This window comes from uncultured Roseibium sp. (assembly GCF_947499295.1).
GTDB lineage: Bacteria > Pseudomonadota > Alphaproteobacteria > Rhizobiales > Stappiaceae > Roseibium.
The window spans coordinates 361286-387685 of record NZ_CANMNP010000003.1 but is presented as its reverse complement, the minus strand read 5'-3'; the positions used below and the strand labels follow the sequence as shown (position 1 = coordinate 387685).

The 26400-nt window shown below is 54.3% G+C and carries 20 protein-coding genes; 7 read left to right on the top strand and 13 right to left on the bottom strand.

Features of this window, described 5'->3' with window-relative positions:
• Positions 1-69: 69 nt before the first annotated feature.
• A complete protein-coding gene (locus Q0835_RS30345; RefSeq protein WP_366142331.1) occupies positions 70-282 on the top strand; it encodes a phosphopantetheine-binding protein in 213 nt (70 codons plus the stop codon).
• Positions 283-374: 92 nt separating this feature from the next.
• On the opposite strand, the gene Q0835_RS08320 is transcribed toward Q0835_RS30345, so the two are convergent.
• The 12 genes from Q0835_RS08320 to Q0835_RS08265 form a co-directional block, all read right to left on the bottom strand.
• On the bottom strand, positions 375-1052 hold the full coding sequence (locus tag Q0835_RS08320) for a class I SAM-dependent methyltransferase (protein ID WP_298960166.1): 678 nt from the start codon (positions 1050-1052) through the stop codon (positions 375-377).
• Positions 1053-1061: 9 nt separating this feature from the next.
• Complete coding sequence (locus Q0835_RS08315) at positions 1062-1535, bottom strand: pseudoazurin (protein WP_298818321.1); 474 nt, start codon at positions 1533-1535, stop codon at positions 1062-1064.
• Positions 1519-2292, bottom strand: coding sequence for an ABC transporter ATP-binding protein (locus Q0835_RS08310; protein ID WP_298960163.1), 774 nt, complete (start codon positions 2290-2292; stop codon positions 1519-1521). The genes Q0835_RS08315 and Q0835_RS08310 overlap by 17 nt, the downstream gene beginning before the upstream one ends.
• Positions 2289-3362 (bottom strand): iron ABC transporter permease, encoded by a 1074-nt coding sequence (locus tag Q0835_RS08305; RefSeq protein WP_298960160.1) that lies wholly within the window; start codon positions 3360-3362, stop codon positions 2289-2291. Before Q0835_RS08305 ends, Q0835_RS08310 begins: the two co-directional genes overlap by 4 nt.
• A 63-nt stretch (positions 3363-3425) precedes the next feature.
• Positions 3426-4577, bottom strand: coding sequence for an ABC transporter substrate-binding protein (locus Q0835_RS08300; protein ID WP_298960157.1), 1152 nt, complete (start codon positions 4575-4577; stop codon positions 3426-3428).
• A gap of 237 nt (positions 4578-4814) precedes the next feature.
• Complete coding sequence (locus Q0835_RS08295) at positions 4815-5693, bottom strand: LysR substrate-binding domain-containing protein (protein ID WP_298960154.1); 879 nt, start codon at positions 5691-5693, stop codon at positions 4815-4817.
• Positions 5694-6050: 357 nt separating this feature from the next.
• Positions 6051-6926 (bottom strand): hypothetical protein, encoded by an 876-nt coding sequence (locus Q0835_RS08290; RefSeq protein WP_298960152.1) that lies wholly within the window; start codon positions 6924-6926, stop codon positions 6051-6053.
• Between the two features lie 2 nt (positions 6927-6928).
• On the bottom strand, positions 6929-7978 hold the full coding sequence (locus tag Q0835_RS08285; RefSeq protein WP_298960149.1) for a hypothetical protein: 1050 nt from the start codon (positions 7976-7978) through the stop codon (positions 6929-6931).
• Positions 7979-8094: 116 nt separating this feature from the next.
• Positions 8095-8661: a hypothetical protein gene (locus Q0835_RS08280; RefSeq protein WP_298960145.1), complete on the bottom strand. Its 567-nt coding sequence runs from the start codon at positions 8659-8661 to the stop codon at positions 8095-8097.
• A gap of 85 nt (positions 8662-8746) precedes the next feature.
• Positions 8747-11149: a mechanosensitive ion channel domain-containing protein gene (locus Q0835_RS08275; RefSeq protein WP_298960142.1), complete on the bottom strand. Its 2403-nt coding sequence runs from the start codon at positions 11147-11149 to the stop codon at positions 8747-8749.
• 167 nt (positions 11150-11316) lie between these two features.
• Complete coding sequence (locus tag Q0835_RS08270; protein WP_298818303.1) at positions 11317-12402, bottom strand: DUF2336 domain-containing protein; 1086 nt, start codon at positions 12400-12402, stop codon at positions 11317-11319.
• Positions 12403-12905: 503 nt separating this feature from the next.
• A complete protein-coding gene (locus Q0835_RS08265) occupies positions 12906-16427 on the bottom strand; it encodes an indolepyruvate ferredoxin oxidoreductase family protein (protein WP_298960140.1) in 3522 nt (1173 codons plus the stop codon).
• Positions 16428-16574: 147 nt separating this feature from the next.
• Between Q0835_RS08265 and Q0835_RS08260 the strand changes: the two genes are divergently transcribed.
• The 6 genes from Q0835_RS08260 to Q0835_RS08235 all read left to right on the top strand — a co-directional run bounded on the left by Q0835_RS08260 (position 16575) and on the right by Q0835_RS08235 (position 23875).
• The gene (locus Q0835_RS08260; RefSeq protein WP_152501126.1) at positions 16575-17054 is read left to right on the top strand and encodes an Lrp/AsnC family transcriptional regulator; all 480 of its coding nucleotides are present in this window, start codon (positions 16575-16577) and stop codon (positions 17052-17054) included.
• A 561-nt stretch (positions 17055-17615) separates the two neighbouring features.
• Positions 17616-18371, top strand: a complete 756-nt coding sequence (locus Q0835_RS08255) for an ABC transporter substrate-binding protein (RefSeq protein WP_298818297.1) — start codon at positions 17616-17618, stop codon at positions 18369-18371.
• On the top strand, positions 18371-21181 hold the full coding sequence (locus Q0835_RS08250) for a response regulator (RefSeq protein ID WP_298960137.1): 2811 nt from the start codon (positions 18371-18373) through the stop codon (positions 21179-21181). The genes Q0835_RS08255 and Q0835_RS08250 overlap by 1 nt, the downstream gene beginning before the upstream one ends.
• A gap of 30 nt (positions 21182-21211) precedes the next feature.
• Entirely contained in the window at positions 21212-21565 is a 354-nt protein-coding gene (locus Q0835_RS08245; protein ID WP_298818293.1) for an Hpt domain-containing protein, read from the top strand.
• A complete protein-coding gene (locus tag Q0835_RS08240; protein ID WP_298960135.1) occupies positions 21562-23103 on the top strand; it encodes a response regulator in 1542 nt (513 codons plus the stop codon). The genes Q0835_RS08245 and Q0835_RS08240 overlap by 4 nt, the downstream gene beginning before the upstream one ends.
• 283 nt (positions 23104-23386) lie before the next feature.
• Complete coding sequence (locus tag Q0835_RS08235) at positions 23387-23875, top strand: GNAT family N-acetyltransferase (RefSeq protein WP_298960132.1); 489 nt, start codon at positions 23387-23389, stop codon at positions 23873-23875.
• Between the two features lie 261 nt (positions 23876-24136).
• Here Q0835_RS08235 and Q0835_RS08230 read toward each other — a convergent pair whose 3' ends face one another.
• Entirely contained in the window at positions 24137-25984 is a 1848-nt protein-coding gene (locus Q0835_RS08230) for an ABC transporter ATP-binding protein (RefSeq protein ID WP_298960129.1), read from the bottom strand.
• Positions 25985-26400 lie beyond the last annotated feature (416 nt).

The window sequence follows — 26400 nt, the reverse complement described above, 5'->3', positions numbered from 1 at the left end:
TGGTCATTCTTATTCACTTCACGCTAAAGCGGGCTCGTCTGAAGACGAGGGGTTTCCTCCAAGGCGTGGATACTAAATATTGCCGAATGGATCATTTCCTCCAACTCGACATTGGCAAAACTCGGAGCCGACAGCTTTGACGCAATCGGCATTGTGATGGCCGTCGAAAGAGAGTTCGGCTGTGTTCTTGAAGATGACGTCTTCAGTCCGCGAGATCAGGAAAAAGCGCAGTTGACCTTTCGGGACTTTGTGAAATTCATCGAACATTCAATGGCCAAGTAGGTGCATCCCGGACACTCACCGATAAGGACGCGCTGAGTTGTTTGATCGGCAGGTCAGCAATTGGCAGCCAAATGATCTGCGGCATACGACCCTCATGAGCGCGTCATGCGGAACAGCAGTTTCCAGTTCGCGTAGCATTCCAGTCGTTCAACGTCGCTTGGAAAAAATTCGCTCGGACCTTCCAACGGGATGAAGGCCGACGCTAGAAAACGGCTGACAGCGACGTCGAATCCGCCCCTCCGGAAAGCGCTTGAAATGTCTTCAACCCTATGATCGGGCACATTGATATTTGAAAATGCCTGGATCTTTGGCCTCCACGAAGCCCACAACGGACTGTCCTTGTGGCAGCAGGTGACAGCGTAATAATTGCCACCTGGTTTCAGGACGCTGGCAATCTGCGCTGCGTGTCTGGCCAGATCTTCAATCAGGTAGATAACTTCATGGCTGAAGGCCAAATCGAAAGTTTCGCCGAGCTCGGCCAGATCAGCAACGGCTCTGTAATCAATCGGCCGCCCCTCTTTTCGGGCTTCAGCAATATCGACTGCCTTTTGGGCGAGGTCGATACCAACCCCCGCCGCGAAAGGCCGCTGGTCAAATAGCAGTCGCAAGAATCCACCCTGGTTGCAGCCGAAGTCCAGAACCTTCTGCTTGCTCAGATCTTTCTCATCGATCGCAGAGATCATTTCCCGCCAGATCCAGGTATGGTCAGCCGTCATGCTGCTTTCTTCAAGCGGCTCACGTGTCCATGTGTTGATCAGTTGAGTGACCATCGCCTTCGGTTACGCCTCCAGCTCTTTCAGAAGCGACCGAAAGACCTTTCGGGCACTACCCGGGTGCCTCACCTTCTTGACAGCCTTAAGATTGGATAAATCCTGGCCAACAACGATCAGACCGACCATGCCCCACTCATAATGCGGCACACAGATATGGCCGTAAATTCCAGGAACGGTGAATTCGATCATCAGTCTTTCATCGATCGCACTGTTCCATGGCTCGGCCCCTTCGGGAATCATGCCGCGTTTTGACGCCGAGTTGTGCCCGGCATCGGTTGGGACAAAGGTGACAGTGTCGCCTGTATTTATGTGCAGGATCGCAGGTTCAAAGACATTCGGTTTGTTGGGATCACCGCAGTCGGCATTTAGCATCAAGATGCCATGCGACGTGCCGTTTGCCTTGGGCGCAGGGCACGCCAATGCCGGACCAACACCAGCCAGTGCGGTCAGGGAGAGGACGAAATTACGACGGGTAAGCATGAACGACGATCTCCTCTCTGGGACCAGTGGAGGTTTCAATGGCAACCCCATAGGTGTCTGCAATGGATTGTTTGCGCAGCACTTCAGCGGGACTGCCTTGCGCCAGGATCCGTCCGTTACCGAGCAGAATAAGGTTGTCGGCAAAACGCGCAGCCAGGTTGAGGTCATGAAGGGCGACAATTCCAATCGCATTTCTGGCAATAACCGCCGACCTGATTTGCTGCAAAACCTCCAGTTGGTGACGAAGATCAAGCGCAGACGTCGGCTCATCGAAGAGATAAACATCCGAATTCCGGATCAGCGCCTGGGCGACAGAAACCATTTGGGACTGTCCCCCGGACAGTTCACTTACATAAGCCTCCGCAAGATGGCCGATGCCGGCTGCTTCGAGTGCAGTCCCGACAGAGATCATGTCCGCCTCGCTGACCCTCCATCCTTGCAATTGCTTGTGCGCCATCATGACGACGTCGAAAACAGTCAATGCCGCGTTTGCCGTGAAAAACTGCGACATAAAGCAGATCCGCTTGAGCCGCGCACGCGTGGAAAGCGAGGCGAGATCGGTCTCATCAAGCCGCACCCTGCCAGCCTCAACGGAGAGCAATCCGGCGATCAGACGAAACAAGGTCGATTTGCCGGAGGCATTCGGCCCGATAAGGGCGGTCAATTGGCCGCTTTTTACCGGTCCGACATCTACCTGATTGAATATTTGCCGAGGCCCATAAGAAAAGCTCAGACCTTCAGCAGACAGCCCGCTCATTGCCAATGCCTTTTACGTTGTCCAAGGATCAAAAGAATGAAGAACGGGATACCGATGAGCGACGTGATCATGCCGATCGGATAGACAATTCCCGGCGAAATCGCTTTAGAGGCAATGGATGTGCCGGAGAGAATGAGCGCTCCACAAAGAGCAGACAAAGGCAGAAAACCACGCTGGTCTTCACCGACGATCATTCTGGCAATGTGAGGCCCGACGAGGCCAACAAAGGCGATGGCGCCGACAAAAGACACGGCGACGGCCGACAGAAGAGAAACACCTGCCGATACGCCGATCCGCAACAGGCTGACATTAACGCCAAGTGCCGCCGCCTTGTCTTCCCCCATACGAAGCGCTGTAAGAGCCCAGGAGCGGTACATGAACCAGGGAAGGACCAGCGCCAAAACCAGGAAGCAAACCCCGACTTTCGCCCACGTGGCACGCGCCAATGACCCTAATTGCCAGAAGATAAGCTGGGCCAACTGAATTTCCGATGCACCATATTGAAGGAATGCCAGGAGCGCATTGAACGTGAACAGCATCGCGATCCCGACAAGGATCATCGCCTCAGGTGACACACCGCGAAGCCGCGTGAATAAAAAGAGTGCACATGATGTCAGCATTGCGAAAACAAAGGCGTTCACAGAAACAAACAAACCGCCGACACCTGGAATGACTGACCACCCAAGCACAATTGCCAGTGCTGCACCAAAACCCGCTGCAGAGCTGAGGCCGAGTGTGAAAGGATCAGCGAGCGGATTGTTCAATATCGTCTGCATTTCGGCGCCGGCAACGCCAAGCATTGCGCCCACCGCCACGGCCATAATTGCCACGGGCAGTCGCAATTGCCAGATGATGACGTCTTCTTTGGCGGTCGCTATCGAACGGTCGAATATGACTTCAGCGGTCCGCCAAACCGATAGATTTGCCGGTCCTGTCGTGACATCGACAATAACTAGAACGGCAAGCACAGCAAATGCGAGCAGAACCAGTGCAACGCGCTGCAGTGACCGGCGCTTGTAACCGCGCACCAGCAACAGCGCCTCACTGGAAGGCGGGGTAATTTCAGACATGGAGCACCTGATAGATCAGGCCCTGCGGAACGGTTCGCCGCAGGGCCCGCGGACTTGAAAGCCCTAGTTTTTAAGAGAAATCCAGAACTGACCCGACAGGTCATAAGGTAGGAACCGGTCGTGCAATTCCTTGAATGTCGCCTCTGGGTCGAGGTCTTCAAAGTCTTCAGGATGCAGCCATTTGGCCAGAACCTGAATTGCAACGAAGTGGTAGGGCGAGTTGTAGAACTGGTGATAGACCGAATGGAACCGGCCCTCTTTCACAGCACGCAAATCGGCAAAGCCAGGGCGGGCAGCAAGCGCTGCAAGCCGGTCGCTGTTGACTTCCGGGTCGCCTTCATAGCCGAGCAGCGTTGAGGTGACTTCCGGTTTCGCTTCTTTCCAATTCGCACCGGTCCCGAAAACGACATCCGGGTCGGCTTCGATGATCCCTTCCAGGTTCAGTTCAACCGAATAGGCATTTGCGAGCGTTGAAGCATAGTTTTTGCCCCCGGCAAGCTCCACGAAACGCCCGTAATTGTAAGGTCCAAAGGACCAGCAACAAAAATCAGTTTGCCAACCAGCAGCATTTTCAACAACGACCAGGGGCCGGTCTTCAGCCGGGATCGTGTCGACAATGTTGGTCACTTTCCGCATCTGTGCGATGTAGAAATCAATGAATTCGGCGGCTTTTTTCTCTTCGCCGAAGATCCGGCCGAGGATCAGCATCGACGGAACGGCGTTTTCCGTTGCATTCCGGCGGAAGTCGATAAAGGCGACCTGTACGCCGGCATTGCCGAGCTTTTCGATCAGACCGGTTTCTTCTGCTTTGAACAGGTTCCCAACGTCAAGCAGAACCAGATCGGTTTCAGCTTCCAGTACCGCTTCAATGCTGAATTCGCCGGCATAGGGATTGCCGAAATCAATCATGCGCGCAGCGTCTTCGGGGAAGACGGCCTGGTATTTGCGGAAAGCATCCGGATCGTATTGAACCAGATCATTTTTCCAGCCAACGATTTTTTCGAAGGGATTGCCATCGATCAGGGGAGCGATCCCGTACATCATCCGGCCTTCGCCAAGTATGATTTTGTCCGGCAATTCAGGAAGGGTGACTTCGCGGCCCGCGATGTCGGTGAAAGTCAAGGCTTCTGCTTGTGCATCGGTTGCTGGCGAAAGAATAAGAACGCTGGCTGCAATAGCTCCAAGGAAGCCGCACATTTGTGTCTTGATAGACATGGCGGTCTCCGTATGGATTGTGTACCGGTTCTGGGTATCTGAAGCTTAGAAGAAAGTCGACTCAAAAAGTCATATTTATAACTTCTCTCTTCGACCGAACACATTAAAGCCCATTTCGGCGCAGACAAAATTTTGATAAGTCTTTATTTTAAAAGCAAAATCAGACACCTGCAACAAGTTCGCACTTGCTCCCCATCTGGTACAGCTTCTCTGCTCACATCGGGCAGGCCTTAGCTTTCATGGTCGGTATCCCTTTGCCTCTTCCTGCAGCCAATCCAAAAACACCTTTACCAATGGTCTCGGCTGCTTCCCATCCGGCAGGATCGCGCCGAAGCCGCCTTCAATCGTCTGAAAGCCGAATGGAGCAATCAGGCGGCCATCCTTGAGTTCATCCTCCACCAGACGTTTTTCCAGAAGCGCCGCCCCAAAACCGGCAAGAGCTGCCTCAATCACGAGGAAGGTGTGCTCATAGGCCGTCTTGCTTTCCGCCTGGACCGTGATCTCGGTCAATTTGCTGTAAGCGCCCCAAACATCGCCGGGAAGTTGCTGGACGCACCGATTGCGAACCTTGAGATGCTTGCCTTGGATGTCCATCTCGAGGCCCGGAGCATGAACAATGCCAAACGCGACATCTCCAAGAACCTGGATATCATCATCGTCGTGAAACTCTCTGCGAAGCCGGTCCCATGTCAGGATGACATCGATTTCATCATCCGGAATTCGTGTCTTGCCGGTCATGCGGAAGTTAACCTGGGCGTCCGGCCGACGTTGATAAAAACGTGGCATGAGCGGCATGAGCCAGCGCATCGCGAAGGTGGCACTGACAGCAATATCCAGAACAGGTGCTTGCGAACGCTGTTTTAAGTCTGTCCAGGCCCTTTCCAAATCACCCAAAGCCGACCGCGCAGCTTCGGCCAGAAGCTTGCCGTCCGAAGTCGGCGTAACTCCCGCTCCAACTTTCCGGAAAAGTAGTACGCCCGCCTGTTCACTCAAATGCGTTAACTGCTTACTGACAGCCCCATGCGTGCGGCCAAGTTCTTCTGCGGCAGCAGTCATGGATCCCAGCCGGACAGTCGCCTCAAAAGCTGGCAACGCATTCAGCGGCGGCAGTTTCAATCTCGATCTCCCATGCATCAGAGTGTGAATTTTATTCACAGGATGGAGAATTCTTCTCCTTAGGCAAACGCCATTGGAATGAGCATAATAAACTCACTTTTGTTGCAAAACAGGGACTTTTCTTCATGAAGATCGTGAAGTTTCCTCTCATTCGTGAACTCGCCACAACTCAACGGACTTTGAGAGCTCTGATCCGATTTCTTGAAAGATGGCGCGCAGACATGCGGTTCAGGGCCGAGCGCGACCGGCTTTATTGGCGCGAAGCGGACTGCGTGCTTGCCGATCTTGGCCTTGCGCGGGAAGATGTTTTGTCGTGGCCGCGGGAAGGAAAGCAGTCTCTTCAGGAACCGGCAGAGATCATTGCGTTTCCGCACCGCCAGTTCGTGCCAGCATGTGATCAAAACGACCCTCTTGTACACAGTCAGGCAACACGCTCAACGGGGTGAGCTCGGTTCCTGTGAGCTCCCTCCGGTAGAGTTCTTGAATGTCGCTGGTGTCGACCGTCTGACCATGGACGACCGAGGCCAGTTTGGTCTGAAAGGCTTTCAGCCCACCCATTGAGGAAAAATGCCACCCGGCATCCTTTACAATCCGCACCGGTCGGCTGATGCCCGTCAGATTGTTGTTGCGCACCCGCAGGAATGGCTGGGTCAGAACGTCGGGAACGAATGCCTTCTTGGTCATGCGCGCCTTGGTTCGGCGCAGTTGCTGCGGCGTGGTGAAATACTTCTTTTCAATCAATCTCGACCCGAGCAACCAGGTCTTGCCGGGGACAATTCGATTGAGATGGTGCTTGTGCAAACTCTGCTCGAAAACCAGCAACCTGTTCCTGAAGAGCTGCTGCTCCAACACCCGTGCCAGCACGTCAGAGCGTACAATCTCATCAACATCAGATAGCAGGATGAGATCGTCGCCGGAAAGCTGTTCCAGCGCCCGGGCGATGCAATTGCGTTGAAAGTTTTCACGCTCCCAGTCCTTTTTCCGCCGGTTCTTGTAAACACCAAGTGCCGGTGGGAGTTTCTCCGGAAAGGCGATTTGCAGGTCGATGATCTTATCCGCCCAGGGCGCAAACCGGTCTCTGTTCTCAGCGAAATAGTAGGGTTTATCGTCACCACGCTGGGTCTGATTTGCTTCCACCAGAACAAAGTGGTCGACGTGTTCGCCCATTTCCCGAAGGCGGATTTCGAGAAGGTCAAATTCGTTGTGAAAGACGAAACAGTCAAAAAGTCTCATATTCAAATGCTCTTCCACAGTCTGAACTTGGCCCGCATCGCCTTTTCCTGAAGGAACCGCTTGGCTTTGAACACCGGATCCAGCGTGAGATCACTCGACGGATATTTTCCGGAAAGAAAAACATCGTCAAAACGTGCCATTACCGGCTCCGGCCGATACTGCTCAACAGATTGCCTCGCCACATCTCCGTCTTCCGCAGACGGTGAAAAGTCAACCAGGAGACGAACCAGCTCGCGGCGTGTCCGATAAATCCACTCTTTCCTTGGGCTCATGGCAACATGGTTCTGATCCATGCCCCCGGCCCAGCTGAAGACAGGCTTGCCGAACATCAGAAACTCGGCAATTGCCAAACCGAAGCTCTCGCCGATTTTCTTGGCATTCAACCCGGCATCACAAGTCGCAATGAAACGTGCTTTTTCGGACGGTTCCACAATGGGCGGCAGGAAGATCACCCGCGGGTGTTCGATAAAGGCTTCGGTGTTCACGAAGACCAAATGCAAGTTGGACCGCTTCTCAAGAGCTTCACCGACCGCCAGATGGGCAAATTCGAGATTGAACTGATCGAAGCCGCCATACCGGCCAACCACAAACGCATCGCGGTCAAGTCCCAGCTCGGCGCGCATGTCTCCAGTCGGTTCCGGCAGATCGACAATGTGCGGCACAGCTGGCGCTTTGCCGCCCGTCATCCAATCACTCATCCAGTCGGAGACGTAGGCATAAACGTCACCATGAGGATCGAAATGACGAAAAACGGCATGAACACCCGACCGCTCAGCCATCACCTTCAATTGGTCCGTGCGACCGTCGCGAATGTAGTAGCAAAAATTCAGAGCATAAGATGCTGTGAAACTCAGCGGGTTCTCGTCAATCGGCATTGCAACCAGACGCAGCTCCTTGCTGAATTTTTCAACAACATCAGGCGAACTCTTGGCCTCACTATGAAAGACAACCGCTTCATGGCCGAGGCAATTCTGAACGCCGCGAGCATAATCAAAAAGGGCCACACTCATGCCGCGCTCGTTGAGAGCGCCCGCCTGAAATCCAATTTGCATACCGTTTCCAAGACAATTCGAGTGCGGGACCGATATCGGATTTCATCCGCAAGGTCCATGTACCAGATACTGAAATCGGCAGGTCTGAAGCTTTGGCGCCTACTATGAGCCGCTTCTTACTGGATTGAGAACGGCAGCTGCACTTTGGCGGACCCGCCGCCATGTTCATCATTCACGGTCAACACCAGCACATAATCTCCAGCTGGTGCACCACTGACATTCAGTGTCAGATTGACCATGTACTCTGAATTCGGCACATGGCTCTTGAAGTCGAATTTGCCGAAACCTTTTTGACCGGCAAGTACCTTTCCATCTGGAGTGGTCAGATCAAAGTCGACTGTCAAAAGAGACGTGTAAAGGCCGTCAGCCACGTTCCAGTCAAAGCCTATCGGCTCCAGGTAGACCCGCAATGCTTCGCCGGTAGGAAAACTGCTATCAGACCTCGGCGTAAAAATACCATAGCCGTCTGCTGGCGCAGTGACGAATGTTGCGGTTGGGATCGACAAGGGTGCCTGTTTCCAGACTTCGAAAATCGCTTCGCGCATCAGCGCGACCGCTTCTGCGCCTTTGTCCTCGCTCAAGGCAGCCTCGGCTTGAGCAGCCTTGTCCTGAACAGGGCCGGCAAAGGCAAAGCCCGCCGATGCAAAAAGCAATGTGGTGTAAACCAGCACTCGTATCAGCATATTCCCCCCAATCCTGAAACCCGCAAGCTGAAGCATAGCACTATGACTACGCTTCAGCACGCGTGTTCAGATTAAAGTGCGACTGCTAGAGCTGGTCCTCCTGCCCCTGGCCGTCCTCTCCGGCAACCAGATCGTCATAAGTGGTGTGGGCGGCGCCGCCCGCCAGCGCGGCCTGTGCCGCCGCCTTGGCTGTCTCTGGCGAAATCTGGCCGTTTTCTTCTTCGCCCGCACCGGCCACCCGAACTGTGACCTGACGATGCGCGAATTTGATGCCGTTTTGCTCGAACAGATCCCGTAGACCGGCATAGACGACCTTGCGGAGCTCGAACTGCTTGCCGGGTTTGGTAGTGAATTTCACACGCGCAATCATCGCAGAATCCTCCATGGAGAGGATGCCTTGTGATTTCAGCGGCGCCAGGAACATCGGGCCGTAATACTCGTCGTCCAGAAGTTCCTTGCCGAAGTTTTTGATGATCTTGCGCATCTTGTCGACATCGGTGTCGTAGGTGACCCGGAATGCAAGCTTCATCACGGCCCAGTCGCGTGAAAAGTTTTCGACCTGCTGGATTTCACCGAATGGAACCGTTGTCAGCGCACCACGATGGTGGCGAAGTTGCATCGAGCGGATCGAGATCTTTTCAACCACGCCCTTGGCACTGCCGATATCAATATACTCACCTTTCCGGAACGCATCGTCGATCAGATAGAACGCGCCTGAGAAAATATCCCTGATCAGGGTTTGAGCGCCGAAGCCGATGGCAAGACCGACAACACCGGCACCGGCAAAGAGTGGCGCGATGTTTACGCCGAGTTCCGCCAACACCACCATGGCCGCAATGACCACGATCGTAATGAGAAGGAAGTTGCGGAAGATCGGCAGCAATGTCGCGATCCGGCTTTCCCCGGCGCCGCCGACTTCGGCTTCCTCATCCTTGTCCGCGGGAGATTCCTTGGCGATCTGACGGTCTATGACGATTTTTACGGCTTCATAAGCCATGTAGCCGAGGAACATTACGAGAAGGACCTCAACGAAGGACCCGATCAGCGAGCCACTACCGGCAAGAGGAACACCCCACATGTTGGCCAAAAGGTCCAAAGATCCGAACAACACCAGGATCGCGGCACCGCGGTCAAAAAGGTTCCGGAACGGAGTGCGCAACGCTTCGCGTTCGGCTGCTTCGGCACGCGCTTGAGCCAGAGCACTTTCCGGATCGTCTTCGGTGCCCTCGCTTTCTTCGGCGCGCTTGATGTCTTCCGCGATCTTGGCCTGTGCGTCCGCCGTATCAAGGCGGGGCAACAGCAGTCGATCGATGATCAGGATAAGGATGCCATAGGCAATGGCAGCAAGCAGCAGTACCTGAAGCGGCGCGCCGACAAGGCCCGTCGCGTCTGGCAGGTCCAACAGAATTCGAACGGCGGAAATCGCCCATGCCACGATGAAGTAGAATATCGCAACATAGTGCCAGACGTTCCCCAGAACACGCCGCCACAAGGGCGTTGCGTGCTCGTCCTCACCGCGGATCAACCTGCCGATAACTTTCCGATAAACCAGCGCAATTCCGATCAGGATGATCATTGAAAGCGCGGAGGCAGCGATCAAGGCGATCTTGTGCGCATCTTCATTCAACCCGAGCCTTTCCATCCACAAACAGAAGGCAACCGCCGTAAGCGAGACGCCTGATCCGATCAGCAGCAATCGGTAAAGGCCACCAGCTTCCTTGTCGGAAAGAGCCAGCAACCGATGGCTGGCCGCATCCGGAACCAGAAGATTGAGCCAGATTATCTTGAGGGCCATGAAGGCGGAAATGACCCCAAAGGCAACCATTGCGGTTTCGTTGGCAGATTCAAGACCGCTGCCAATCGTCAGGAACACCATGGCTGCGACGGCAAAAAACAGCACAACACCGACAATCATCAGTATGGCACGCAGATAGAGATAAATGATCTTGTCGGACCGGGAATAAACGTCGGCCCGGTACATGCCCGCAAACTGTCTTCGGCCCCAACGCGCAAGCAGGTAGGACGCCGCCTGTCCCAGAACAACGGCGATCACTATGTCAATCAAGGCAACCGGGATCCAGCTCAAACCCTGCCCTTCGCCTTCCGCGCGCAAGGTGGCCAGCATTGTCTGATGAATGATGGGAATCTCGCCGAGGATCTTCTTGAAGACATCGCGTGCCGCGACCGCTTCATCAGCGAACTCGTCTAGGTTGGCTAGAACGCCCTCGCCCTCGCTATGCTCGGCCGCTTCGCGCGCGGCAGCATCAACGGTGGTCTCGTCGCCACCTTCCGGCGTCTCTGCCGTGTCAGCGTCCTTTGACGCGGACATGGAAGAAATGACACCGGTAATGCCCTGAGCGTGCGAAGCAGAAACGCCGAGATTACCGGCAAAACCTGCAATAAGGATCGCAGCCAGGATGCAAATGGCCGAGATTAGACAATGCCTTTTCAAGTTGAATTGAAAAGACGAATGGGAAAGAGAACGCATTTCAGCCCCGTAACGATTCATAAAAGTAATCAGCCCCTGTTAAGCACGGTTCCGTGATTAATAAAAGAAACCAAGTGTAACAGGTTGTTGCCGCAGCAATAGATCAAGGCCCGGCTCCAAGGAACCGGGCCCTCCAGTGCTGTCAAGGTACTGGATTTTTCTACGCTTCAGTGCAGGACGTTCAAATTCCAATGCGCCATCTTGCGTTTGGCTTCTGCAATGGTCATGCGCTCGAACAATGACATTGCATCGCTGCGCGATTCAGGCGTCAGGCGGTGCCGCCACGGTCCGATGCTCAAAAGCGAACTTATGGTGATAGATGAAAACCCCGATGCCTTGGCGAGGATCACGAAGGGCTCAGGATCGGGACGCACCATCCAGTGACTGACTTCCTCAACACCGCATCTCACCAGCCAGGCGAATGTGGCCACCACTTCAGCAAACCGGTCTTCTGAGGCAAACCGGCGCAAAGCCGCCTCATTGACCATGCCTCGTTTCGCCAACATCAGCACACGGCTGCGAGCAGTTTCGAAGTCATAGCGCCCAAGCCAATACTGGTTGGACATGCGCTGTGCGGCAATATCTGCGGCTTCGTCCAGACGCTCAGCATCCTTGCCCCGGCCGGCCGCATTCAGCTTTTTTCTGACTTCCTCGCTGGCCACTAAAATCAGGTTGGAGATATGGTTCTCAGCGAGATCTGCGCGTTCACTCAGAGACAATTGCAGCGTCGCATCCGAGGTTGCATCGCTGATGAGTGCATTGATGGCCGCATTTGAAAGGCTTGCCCCATCGTTGCTGGCAACCTTCCGCTTGACCTTCAAATCCCCCTTTGTCACCAGAATATCGGTAAGGGACTCTGTCAGAACCTCTCTTTGCGCCATTGCGAAAAGGTGGGCGTTGCCACGCTTCTCGGCGATCTTGATCAGATCAGTGTCGCGCAGGACGGTGGACCTCACCAGAATGGGTTCCGCAACTTCAATATCGTCATCAGCAAGGCGGCGGATGGTCTCCTCAGGGCCGCGCCTAAGGCTCGACATCTGCTCAGCGACGTATCGCCGAACTTCGGACTCCACCATGTCGACGAGGCGCAACAGCACCGAGTCGTAGATATCGACCTGCTCGTCTGAGCAGCGGTCCGACGTCAATGCGAACAAGGTCGCAACGTGCCGCGCCAGCTCCGCTCGACGGGCGCTGCCAGCTTCACCAGTCAGCTCCGAAAAGTTCACCAGTTCTGTTTTCAACGCTTCTGTCATACTTCGATACCAATTCTCAAATTTTGCCGATTTGGCGTTGGTAGCGAAGATGACGCCGAGATTTAAAGAAGAGCAAAACACACATTTCGAGAATGTAATTGTCTTTTTGTAAAACCTTGCGCGAATTCAATTTAGATTTTACGGAACGTCTGTAAACCGCTGATAAAAAGGAATTTTCGCGTTTCAATTCGTCTAAAATCCAGAAAAATCGGACTGGAAAATAGTCGAAAAACACTGTGAAAAAAATGAAATCGACTTGGGGTTTTATGCAATTCAGGGTTCAGGATGGTCTGTTCATTTAACTCACGCGTGAAAAAATGTCCGAGCCGACCCTGCCGGCAAAACAGAGGCACTATCTTGCGCGATCAACCGCTCGATACACCAACACATCGGCCGGGTGGCATTAGAGATTGCAAGCCGTTCAGAGCTGCAGACTTGCTGGTAAACCCAAAACCGCAGAGCCAGGAACCGGCGCGGTGCGCCGGTCTTCGCTCCATCAAGCCTTATTCTGCGGCAGCCAGAAATTCCTTGGTACTGTCGGCCTTTTTGCTGCCGCCATCTCCAGACTTGTCCAGCTGTTCCAGCAGTTGCTGGCGCTTTTCAATGGCCTTTTGAAAGTTTGCGTCCTTCACGGGTCCGAAACCACGAACAAGATCAGGGACCCGGGCAATTTCAACCAAAAGCCCGTAATTGCCGTCCGGCAACTTGTTCAGGATCTCGGCGATATCCTTTTCGTATTGAGCAATCAAGGCGCGCTCCGCGCGGCGCTCATGCGTGCGGCCAAACGGGTCGTACCACTTGCCTCGCATGGCCTTGAATTTGGCAAGCAACCCGAAAACGCCGAATACCCAGGGGCCGAAAGCGATCTTTTCCGGTCGGCCGGTCTTCGGGTCCTTGCGATGCGCCAGGAAAGGCGGCGCCAGATGGACTTTCAGTTTCTTCGGGTTTTCAAAGCGCTGCGCAATCTTTTCCTTGAATGCCGGATCGGCATAGAGCCGTGCGACTTCATATTCGTCCTTGTAGGCCATCACCTTGTAAAGCAGGTCAGCAACGGTCTGTGTAAGGCGCAACGTGCCAGGGCCATGGGCTTCGTCGGCTGTCTTTACCTTTTCCAACAATTCCAGGTAACGCGCGGCATATGCGCTGTCCTGATAGACCGTCAGCTCCGCCGCATTGAAGGCGATCTTTTCGTCCAGCGTGAACTGCCGGGGCTTGTGCTCAGATGGCAGTGTTTTCAAAAGCTGGTCCGGATCTGCAGCCAGCACACGCCCTGCCCGGAATGCTTTGATGTTGTTGGCAACAGCAGCCCCGTTCAACTCCAGGGCCGTTTCCAGAGCATAGTCCGAAATAGGCAACGCACCGCTTTGATAAGCCATTCCGACAAGAAGCATGTTGGCATAGATCGCATCGCCCAAAAGCTTCTCGGCGACATCAGCAGCATTCAGCGGAAGATACTTTCCGGACGCCTCGCGCAGAGCCGTGTCCATGCGCGTTTCATCAAACGAAAGCGTCTGCTTCAAAACGAATTCGGCAGTCGGTGCAACCTTGGTATTTGCAACTGTCAGCGTTTGGCCGCGATGTGCAAGAGCAAGCTGATCGGCATTGGTCGCGACCACCATGTCGCTCGCCACCAGAAGGTCCAGGCTTGCAGCAGGAACACGGGGTCCTTCTATGGATCTGTCGCTTGCAGCAAACCGAACGTGAGAGGTGACCGGCCCGCCCTTTTGCGCAAGCCCAGTCATGTCAAGCGTAGAGGCTTGTTTGCCGTCGACATGCGCTGCCATGGCAAGCACCGCGCTGATTGTCGTTACGCCCATGCCGCCAATGCCTGCGACCAGCGTGTTGTGAGTTCGTTCCAGTGAAGCAAGCTCTGGCTGCGGGAGGGTTGTCACCAGAGCATCGATATCGACATCTGCCTTTTTTGGCTTTTTCAGCGCCGCGCCGTCAACTTCCACAAAGGATGGGCAAAATCCCTTGATGCAGGAAAAATCCTTGTTGCAACTTGACTGGTTGATGACCCTCTTTTCACCGAACGGCGTAGCCAGTGGTTCGACCGACAGGCAGTTCGATTGAACAGAGCAGTCTCCACAGCCTTCGCAGACACGGTCATTGATGAAAAGACGCTTGTCAGGATCCGGGAACTGACCGCGCTTGCGCCGGCGGCGTTTTTCAGCAGCGCATGTCTGATCATAGACGATCACCGAGACGCCCGGGAAAGACTGCAGTTCCTCCTGAACGTCCATAAGCTCGTCCCGGTGGTGCACTTTCGTGCCCGGGGCAATTGGCGTCCAGGAGCCGTAGTTTTCCGGATTTTCCGAGACAACGGCAATCCGCTCAACGCCTTCCGCTTCAAGCTGACGGGTGATTTGCGGCACGCTCAATTGGCCGTCGACTTTCTGTCCGCCTGTCATGGCGACAGCGTCATTATAAAGGATCTTGTAGGTAATCGGCACGTTCGAGGCGAGTGCCTGGCGTATGGCCAGGATGCCGGAGTGGAAATAGGTGCCGTCCCCGACATTGGCAAAGACATGGCTATCGCCTGAGAAGGGTTGCTGACCGACCCACAGAACGCCCTCACCACCCATTGCTATCTGGCCTTCCGTCGTCCGGCCGGCCATCTCGGTCATTGCGTGACATCCAATGCCTGGCAACGACCGGGATCCTTCAGGTGTCTTGGTCGATGTTGAATGCGGACAGCCAGAGCAGAAATACGGGATACGGGCGGCTCTCTCGGCATGGCCCTGTGCCCACATCGCCTGGCGTGTCATCCGGCTCGCAACAGCGCGCATGTCCTCGCTGACGACATCGCCGGGAAGCCACTTCATCAAACCTTCGATAAGCTCGGCAACGGACAGTTCCAGAACATCAGACAGGAATGGCGAACCATCAGGGCGCCGTTTGCCCCAGATCTCCGGGCGGCTCATTTCCGACCAGTGATAGGAAATTTCCTTGATCTGGCTTTCCATGAAGGCGCGCTTGTGTTCGACGATCAAAAGCCGTTCCGCGCCGCGCGCAAATTCCCTGAGACCAAGGGGTTCAAGCGGCCAGGTCATGGCAACCTTGTAGACGGCAAGGCCCATCGACTTGGCCATTGCCTCGGTTATGCCCATCAGGTCAAGCGCCTGAAGCAGGTCGCGATAGGCTTTGCCGGACGCGACAATTCCAAGTTTCACCTGGCGAGTACTGCCGAAGGTGATCCTGTCGAGGCCATTGGTGCGCACGTAGTTCTGCGCCGCAGGAATCCTGAGATCGCGTACCAGGCGCTCGGTTTCGAGCCGGTTGCCAAGCATTAGGTCGCGGTTCTGGCGATAGTCCTTCCGCGGATCGTCGTCGAGCGGACGCACAAGTCTCAGGCGGTCCGAAGAAACGTTGATCGTTGCCGACGCATCCATTGTGTCGGCGACGCAAATCAGTGCCGTCCAAAGGCTGGTGAAGCGCGACATTTCCAGCCCGTGCAGACCGTAGTCGAGAACGTCCTGGATATCCGCCGGATTGAGAACGGGAATTTCGGCATGTTGGAAAAAGAATTCGCTTTGCGCCGGAAGAATGGAAGACTTTGCCAGATGATCATCGCCTGCAAGAGCAAGCACGCCACCATTTCTGTCGGTACCGGATGCATTGGCCTGACGCAGGACGTCGCCGGCCCTGTCCACGCCGGGAGCCTTGCCGTACCAGATCCCGAACACGCCGTCATAATCGGTTGGACGCCCCACACCGCCTTCACCGCGCAGCTTCTGGCTACCCCAGACAGCTGTCGCTCCTAGTTCCTCATTCACGCCAGGCTTGAAAACGACATCGGAGGACTTGAGGTGACGCTTCGCGCGCATCAGCTCGGTGTCGTAGCCTGCCAGCGGCGATCCGCGATAACCTGAAATGAACCCGCCGGTTTTCATACCAGCCTGCTGGTCTAGGCGTGCGCGATCAAGTGCCAATCGGACGAGCGCCTGTATGCCGGTCAGATACACCCGACCTTCCGTCGCGACGTATTTGTCCTCAAGCGTCACGGTTGGCATATGCACATTCATCCAATTTCCTCCTAACCAACAGTATGGGGGCTAGCCTCTCCCCGGCAACCTCATCTGCAGATAAATATCATCCTTTTCACGGGCAATTTCTGTGCTATCGTCACGGCAATTCATCCCGGGGCAGCATAAAAATTCCTAAAATGGCCGATGACTGACAAATATCTTCTCGACCCTTCCGACATTCGTGTTCTTCGTGTCCTGCAGAGGGACGCCTCACTCTCCATTGCGGAAGTCGCAAAGGAATCGGGCATGAGCCAGACCCCATGCTGGCGACGGATCAAGCGCCTCAAGGAACAGGGCATCATCCGTCAGATAACCGCAATTATTGACCGGGAATCGGTTGGCCTCAACTTTGTTGCCTATTCCTTTGTCAAACTTGCAGTGCCCAGCCGGGAAAACATGGAAACTTTCGACAAGCTGGTGCACCACTGGCCGGAAGTTGTCACATGCGAGCGCATCACAGGCGCGGTTGACTATCTGATCAAGGTCGTGACCGACGACATCAAGACCTACGACAATTTTCTGCGATTGAAATTGTTGGACAATACTCTGGTTTCGGATGTGCAGTCCCGCATTGTGGTCAACACGGTGAAGGACACAGTCGCGCTGCCACTGCGAGAAAACTGATTGCGAAAAGCAGTTCGGTATTGTCTCTACCCATAAAGAGAGACACACCTGCACCCGGTTTAAAATGCTGAAAACCTTCGGCACCTTTGATTTTGGTTTAAGCATCAGCAAAGACGCTGAGTTTTCCGGACAAGGTCCGTCGAGGTATATCAAACGTCTTTGATGCGATACTGGTCTGGAACCCAACGCGGCTTTTCGGCGTTCTGTTGTGCTGACAGGATGAATGTATCCATTTCAGACCAACAGTTCGAAGTTCAGCTGATTTTTAAAGTGAAATTTCAAGTTTCCTGCGCTGCGGGCCGTTCAAGGCAGAGGCATAATCTCTATTCAAATTAAAAGTGATCTGTGTTTTCAAACGTCGATATCTGGAACGTCAAAACAGAAAAATAGTTCGAAGTGCTTGATATCTTAGTCGAGCTTTGCACAATCGAATTCCTCTTAGGAAGCTGACCAATGAGTATTTCTGGATCGTAAGGAAATAGTATTTAGGTATTTTGAGTTGATTGGCGGGGTTACGTCGCGATACATTTTTTAGATCGTATTGGCTGGGGAGTTTGGTGCGTGAAAAAAGCTTTATTATTTGGACTTCTTTTTGCGCTCGGTTTTTCGGAGGGAAGAACCGCAGATGCCGATAGTCTGACAGTCACTACTTTGGAATGGCCGCCCTATACGTCTGAAGTTCTACCGAAAGGTGGGGCCACGACCGAGGTTGTCCGGCAAGCGTTTGCAGCGGTTGAGACGGATATAAACGTTGCCATCCTTCCTTGGAAACGAGCAATATCCCTTGCCAAAGACGACGCAAACGCAATCGCATACTTCCCAGGTTATCATTGCCGCCACGTCGACGGCTTCATCGCGTCCGATCCGATCGGTAATGGCCCACTGGGATTTGCAGAAAACGTCAAGGCTCCCGTGGTTTGGAACGACGTTGACGACATTGGCGAGCAAAAGCTGAAAGTCGGCACAGTCCTGGGATATGCAAACACAGACGAGTTCGACGAAAAGGCAGGCACCGGGTGGATCCGCGCTATACCTGCACCCGATGACATCACAAACTTGCGAAAGTTAGCGCGGCAACGAATTGATGTCGCAGTTATTGACAAGCTCGTATTGTCTTACCTGCTGGCAACAGAGGACAGTCTTGAAGGATTGACGGACACCCTGGTGTTCAATGAACGTCCTTTGGAAGACAAGACACTTTATCTTTGCTTCAACGACAACGACGCCGGACGCGCCTTGCGCGACAAATTCAACGACGGACTGGCGCAGATTGACGTCGATTTGATTGTAGAAAAATACTTCGAAAACGAATTCTAATGCCCGGTCAAATAGAGGACGGCCTTTCACAATTGAAACCGCCTGGAGGGCCTTCACGCGTAAGGTTTACGCGGTCTGTCCAGTCGAAATTTCTGCTCTACGTGGTGCCACTGGTGCTGGTGTCCACTGTTGTTGTTTTCGGGTTGTTCGAGTGGAACGCCCGACGGTCCGCGGAGCAACAGCTACAGGTCAAACTCGAACGCTTGGTTGAAATCCAAAGTGCGGTCGTCGCCGAATCCCTTTGGAACGTCGCTGACGAGCAAATCAAGTTAATCCTGACGGCACTCTTGACTGACTCAGATGTATTGGCTGCCGAAGTCTATGACGAGCGCGACCGGCTGGTGGCTGATGCAGGTGCAACAGATCAGTTTGGCGCCACCCGCTTTGTTGCACGAGAAAATATTACGTATGACGCGGGAGACAGCGAGGTTCAGATCGGCTCTCTGCGCATCGCATTGGCAGAAACTCGGCTCGGTTCGTTGGCTCAGGAGCGCCTCAGTCTCGTCGTGTTGCTGGCGGGTATTCTTCTGGCTGCAGTCATTGCGGCAACCCTGACCGCAAATCGGCGGATCATTGGGCGGCCACTTGCTCTGATGATGGAATCGATCAATCAGCGGCGCTCGGATGTACCCCGCAAACTTGTTGATTGGACGAGCGACGATGAAATCGGCCGGGTAGTCGCCGCATTCAACGAGATGCAAGAGCGTCAGACAGCATACGAGCACCAACTACGCTCAGCCAACGACGAACTCGAGCGCAGGGTCGAGGAGCGGACCGCTGAACTCGTATCCGCCGAAGCAACGGCGACGGAAGCACGCGGTCTTCTCAGTGACGCGATCGCCAGCATCTCAGAAGGCTTTGCGCTTTTTGACAAGGATGACAGGCTTCTGATTGCCAATCAGCGGTACCGCGAAATCATGTTGGGTAACGACGAAGCGGAATTGCCCAGCGGTACGCCTTTTGTGGAGGTACTCAACCGTGCGGCTCTCACCGACCGTTTCCCAAATGCAAAAACGGATCGTGAACTATGGATCGAGCGGCAACTCGGGCGTCACCGTTCCGCAGGAACACCTTACATCCAGGAACTGTCAGGCAATCAATGGCAGCAAGTGAGCAATCGCCGGACAGATCAAGGCGGTACGGTGGCCGTGTTATCGAACATCACCGAAATCAAACGTATCTCGAATGAATTGAAAGGCGCGAAGGACGCCGCAGAAGCGGCTAACGAGGCAAAGAGTGCATTCCTCGCCACAATGAGCCACGAAATTCGTACGCCTCTGAACGGTATCATCGGGATGAGCACGCTCCTGAATGGCACCGATTTGAATGAGGAACAGCGCGATTTCAGCGATACGATTGCGACGGCAGCGGACACGCTTCTTACGATTATCAGCGACATATTGGATTTTTCAAAAGTTGAAGCTGGGGCACTGGAACTCGAGCGAACGCCGATGGACCTTGTCGAGACAATCGAGTCATCAGTTGAACTGGTGGCGTCCAAGTCAGCGGAAAAAAGTATTGAGCTGGCCTGTCGCATCAATCCGGACGTGCCTTCAGCGCTGTATGGCGATCCCGTGCGCTTGAAGCAGATCTTGATGAATCTACTTAACAACGCGGTGAAATTCACCGACGTCGGCGAAGTGGTTCTTACAGTCTCCACCATGATGCCGGATGCCTCGCACACGCCCGGTGAATCGACGCTGTTGACGTTCTCGGTCCGCGACACCGGCATAGGTATTCCCGAGGACCGAATGGATAGACTTTTCAAGTCCTTCAGCCAAGTTGACGCCTCAACAACACGCCGCTACGGCGGCACCGGTCTCGGACTGGTAATAACCAAGCGATTGGTTGAACTGATGGGCGGTGAAATCTCGGTAGAGAGCAAAGCCGGCAAAGGAACGACATTCACCTTCACTCTCCCAGGCGAAGTTGCCCGTATCCCCGACCGTGCAAGCCGGGATACTCAACTAAACGCAATCGCCGGAAAACGCGTTTTGATCGTTGATGACAACCGCACGAACCGCCTGATTTTGAGCGAGAAGTTTCGCGGTTGGGAGTTGGCACCGCGCTCAAGCGGCGGACCGGAAGAAGCCCTGGAAGTTCTGAAGAACGGACAAGTGTTCGACGTCATCATCGTCGACTACAAGATGCCCGTGATGAACGGTTTCGAATTCACCACCGCCACAAGAGAACTTCTGGGTGCGAACTGTCCGCCGATGATCCTGTTCAGTTCGATTTCACCGCTGGAAAGCCAATTCCGCGAAGGTGTCGCGAAAATGAACTACGCCGCGTCCCTGACAAAACCTGCGAAATCAGGGCAACTTTTGAGCGCACTGGCAAGAACACTTGCACCGGGCGTGGTCTCAGAGGTTGCGCAGCCGGAAAATGCTGCTGGAAACGACGCCGACCTCAGTCACGATCTGCGAGTGCTTTTGGTGGACGACAATTCGATTAATCAGAAGGTTGGGCGCAAGATCCTAAAACGTCTCGGTTATGACCCTGTGGTGGTCAGTTCAGGAGAAGAGGCCATTGAGACCTGTCAGGGCAACGAATTCGACATCGTGCTTATGGATATTGAAATGCCTGATATGGACGGGATAGCCGCCACCAACCACATCCGATCGCTGCTGCCGGAGGACAGTGTGCCCTATATCGTAGCACTGACTGCCAACGCGATGAACTCGGAGCGCGAGAACTATCTGAAATCAGGCATGGACGACTATCTCAGCAAGCCAATTGATGTTGAAGCGTTAACGCAAAGCCTGGTTGCCGCAAAAAAACTTAGAGATTCTAGACTGACCGCTCACTGAGCAGGAGCGCGGTTTTCGGGGGGAAGTTCGGTGAGTGACGATGTGATTGATATTGAGGCGCTGCGACGGCTTCTGGAAGTGATTGGAGGCGATCCCGAAGACCTGGAAGAATTGCTGGAAGAGTTCGAAGAAGTTGGACCAAGCACCCTGAAAACTATGCAGGACTCAGCTTCAGCTGATGACCTAGATACATTGCGGATTTCGTCACACGGTTTGAAATCGAATGCCCGCGACTTCGGAGCGACAGCCCTGGCCACGGCCTGCGAAGACCTGGAACACGCCTGCAAAGCGGGTGAGGTAGAGGACCCGGTTGCGCAGGTTCAGGCGATTTCCGTCGAACTGGATCGTGCGCGCGCCGCCTTGAAGGCTGTTTCGCTCTCATGAACAAACCGGCAGCCCTGGACATGACCGGCCAGCAGGTCACGAGCGCACATATTCTTGTGGTCGACGACAATGGTATCAACCGCAAAAAGATGCGAATGGCCGTGGAAAATCTGGGTCATACTGCTGACGTTGCCAAAAATGGCCTCGAGGCCCTGAATGCTCTCAAATCACAGTCGTTCGACGCTGTTCTTCTAGACATTCTCATGCCGGAAATGGACGGATTCGATGTTCTGTCTGAAATGAAACAGCACGAACGCATGCGCGATGTCCCTGTTATTGTCATCTCCGCGCTGGATGATGAAACGGAAAGCGTGGTGAAGGCCATCGAGCTTGGTGCTGAAGACTTTCTGCCAAAGAGCTTTGATCCTGTCTTGCTTCGCGCGCGCCTTGGCGCTTCCTTGTCAAAAAAGCGGTTCCGTGACCAGGAACGAGAGTATTTCGGCCGAATTGAGAGACTGACCGAAGCCGCTGAGGTGTTGGAAGGCGGTCGTTTCAATCCTGAAAGCCTGGATCTGGACGATCTAGCCAACAAGGATGATCCGCTAGGACGTCTCGCCGCGGTGTTTCGCGGGATGGCCGCCGAAATCTATGAACGCGAATTGAAACTCAAAAAAATGATCCTGACCTTGCAAGGATCGTTTCTTGTTCTTGCCGTAGGCCTTGTCTGGGGGCTTACGCCTGCACTATCGCGGATGGCCTCAGGCCTGGGATCAAACCCCCTTGGCCTTGCAATCTGGGTGAATGCACTTGCTGCGATTTTCTGTCTGGGTATCGCTGCCTACCGACGAAAACTCCCTCGCCTCAAACGATCAGAGTTCATGTTCTATGTGTATTGGGCCATCATCGCCGGTATTTTACAAAGGATGACAACCTTTGTGGTCACCGAGCATGTGGAAGCTGCGATGCTGTCGCTTATCGTAACCCTCCAAGGTTTTATGGTCTTTGCCTTCGCGGCCGTAACTGGCATGGAACGGGCGTCTCCGCGTCGCCTGCTTGGCCTGTTTGTGGGACTAGCCGGCGTATCTCTCGTGCTATTCACGCGGTTCGATTTATCTGATGGCGCTCAAAACGCATGGCTTTTGTTTGCAATGGCGCTTCCGCTTCTCTTCGCAGTCGAAGCATTGGTGCTGGCCGGCAAGCGTCCCGAGCATGTCGATATTTTTGCGTCTGTTGGCCTGATGATGGCGTTGTCGACAGCCATGCTCGCGCCTTGGGCCTATTTCAGTGGAGACCTCATGACACTAGGCCCCTCCATCGGGCGCCTGGAGATTTTGGTATTGTTGATGGGAATTGTTGGTGCATCGTCCTTGCTGCTGGCTTTCCACCTGATCGCAACGGCAGGCGCTGTGTTCTACAGCCAAAGCGCCTATGCAATGACCATTGCAGGGGTCGTTTGGGGCATGCTTTTGTTGAATGAAGAGCTGTCTCCTTTGGCTTGGATTGCTTTCGCGATCATCATAATTGGCATGTATCTGGTTGAACCCAAATCCAGCGACGAGGAACTCGTGATAAAGCGCAATTTCAACTCAGAAAGTTGATAGAACATGCGCCAGTTCTAGGCTCATGTTTGAGGTTTGAACTGGTGCGCCCCACAGAAAACAAGCTGTGGCAAACCAAAGCACCTGTATCCGACCTTGATGAAAACATCATACCTGCGCATGGTTCAATCAGTTGAACACGCTCTGCACCTCTGATGTTGGATTGGCCGTCGAACAAAAGCCGACCCCTTGGTTTTGGTTTATGAGCACCAGGCTGGTTGTTTCTCTCAATGGTCAGCTCCTAACCTGAAGCATCCTCCGGAATACCTGCTATTCTAGGCCGATGAACGCGGCCAATCCTTACAGTTTCAAAGAAGCAACGCTGGATGACCTCGCCTTGCTGAAGGTATGGCGTTCCGCGCCCCATGTCCTTGAATGGTGGGACGCTGGTGAAGCGTACAACGAAGCAGACCTGGCTGATCCGCGGGTAGCACGCTGGATCGTTTCAATCGCCGGGCAGCCCTTTGCCTTCATGCAGGACTACACTGTGCACGGGTGGGAAAATCACCATTTCGCCAGCCTTCCCAAAGGCTCGCGCGGGATCGACCAGTTTATCGGAGATCCGGACATGGTCGGCCTTGGCCACGGGCAAGGTTTTATTGGCGCGCGCATGCGAACGCTTTTCAAAGCGGGCGTCCCAGTGATCGCGACGGATCCCCATCCCGACAACAAGAGGGCGATCGCAGTCTACAAGAAGCTGGGATTTGAGATTTCCGAACCGCCTCAGGAAACCCGATGGGGCCTGATCTTGCCAATGCAGGCGAAAGCCTGACCAGAAGGTCGTCAAAGCCAGCTATGGCGCTTCCCAGCCGTAGGAACCGATCGCCGTGTCTGCCTGGATTCCGGATGGCACCATGAAACAACAAAGACGGATACCCGAAGACGCTAGGAGGACTGGCAACTTACAAAATCAGCCAGCGCGCTGGCGACAAGTTCCTGGCTTGCGGACAGTAGAAAGGCCCATCTCGTGAAGGTAATGTCACCTTCACGAGATGGGTACACGGCACGGCAGATCCCGGATTTGCGGTCGGCCTTACGCCACAGCCGCAGGGTCCAGGAAACCACCGGACTGTCTGTTCCAGAGCTGGGCATAGACCCCGCCCCTTTCCAGCAGCGTCTTGTGCGAGCCCTCCTCGATGATCCGTCCCTGATCCATGATGATGAGCCGGTCCATCGCCGCGATGGTCGACAGACGGTGAGCAATAGCAATCACCGTCTTGCCTTTCATCAGGTCAAAGAGGCTTTCTTGAATAGCGGCCTCAACCTCTGAATCGAGTGCCGACGTCGCCTCGTCCAGAACCAGTACGGGCGCGTCCTTCAAAAGGACCCGGGCAATGGCAATCCGCTGACGCTGGCCTCCCGACAGCTTGACACCACGTTCGCCTACATGGGCATCAAGTCCCCGCCGTCCGCCAAGGTCCTGAAGGTCGGGAATGAAGGACATTGCATGGGCCTTTTGCGCTGCCTGCAAGGCCTCTTCCCGGCTCGCGCCGAACCTGCCATAGACGATGTTGTCGAACACGGAACGGTGCAGCAACGACGTGTCCTGAGTGACCATGCCGATCTGTGCCCTGAGGCTGTCCTGCGTAACCGCACCGATATCCTGACCGTCAATCAGAATCCGCCCCCCCTCAAGGTCGTAAAAACGCAACAATAAATTGACCAGGGTCGATTTACCGGCGCCGGACCGCCCGACCAGTCCTACTTTTTCACCGGGTTCAATCCGCAGTGACAGGTCGTCAATAACGCCTTTGTCCTTTCCATAGTGGAACCGTATACCTTCAAAGACGATCTCGCCTTTGGAGACAGCCAAAGGCTTGGCGCCTTTGCGATCCACCAGCGTGTGCGGTCTGGAGATCGTTTCCATGCCTTCCTGAACCGTTCCGATATTTTCAAAGATATCGGTTGTGATCCACATGATCCAGGCGGACATGTTGACGATGCGCACCGACAGCGTAATGGCCAGTGTCAGCGACCCGACAGAAACGAGACCGCTCTGCCAAAGGCCAATGCCAAGCGCGCTCAACGACGCAATAAACACACCGTTGACGATCCAAAGCAGAATGACCATTTGCGTCAGCGGCCGAAGGATGTCGTAGAACTTGCGCGTATGATCCTCCAGCGCATCACGCGTATAGGCTTCCTCCTTGCGGCCCGCGGCGAACAGTTTGACAGTCAGGATGTTGGTGTAGCTGTCAACGATCCGCCCTGTCAGGCTCGAGCGCGCTTCGGACATGATGGCCGATCGCTCCTTGATCTGGGGTACGAAATACACCAGCAGCGCCACGTAAATGACAATCCAGCCAACAAGCGGCAGGATCAGCCAGGCATCGACACCGGCAAACAGATAAATCGCCGCTGTGACATAGATCAGAACGAACCAGATCGCGTCGATCAGTGACACGACGGAGCCGCGCAGGGACGGGCCGGTCTGTATGATCTTGTTTGCAATACGCCCGGCAAAGTCGTTGTTGAAGTAGGACAGCGACTGCCCCAGAACGTGTTTGTGCGTCTGCCAGCGAACGAGGTTGGTCATGGCCGGCTCGATGATCTGGAACTTGATCATCGCGTGGCCTGCACCAAACAAAGGGCGCAGCAGCACGACCACCACCAGCATCCAGATCAATTCGGAACCGTGATCGGTGAGAAGTTGATCGGGACTGGTCGTGTTCAGATAGTCAATGATCCGCCCCAGATAATCGAAGAGGGCGACCTCGATGATCGAAACGACGAACCCAAACGCCATGAGCCAGACCAGCGGCTTCCAGATCTGGCGGACAAAATGCCAGTAAAACGCGCTCAGATCGGAAGGCGGCGGCGTTCCGTCATGGTGTTTGAAGGGAGAGACGATATTTTCAAGATAAGAGAAGACCGTTTTCATCGGTCCGCGCTCCATTGCAAGTTCGAGATTTTGGAAAAAATCGCACCGGCGCGGAGACGCTTTTCAGAGTTACGGGTCGCGGGCGGTACGGATGAATTGCTGATACCGACACGGGAACCGAACTTGGTCTGTGTGTCGGTCTATTTTGGACCGAGTAGACGCATTCTGACCTCTTGAATTCTGTTTGCTCTGTTTTACGAATGTGTCCGCGCACGCGGTATGCGCACACGATGCAACCTCGATACCCTAGCCGTTACTCTTCGCAGATCAAGTTGAAAGTGTCGGTAAAAGTGCCAAGTCGCGATACACGTGTGAATTGCGCCACACTCACGAAACAACATTAAACTGCGCTGTCTTCCAACTTGCCAGATATTGCGTTTATGTGGCTGCCCATGTCGCAAATTGTGGTTTCGTGT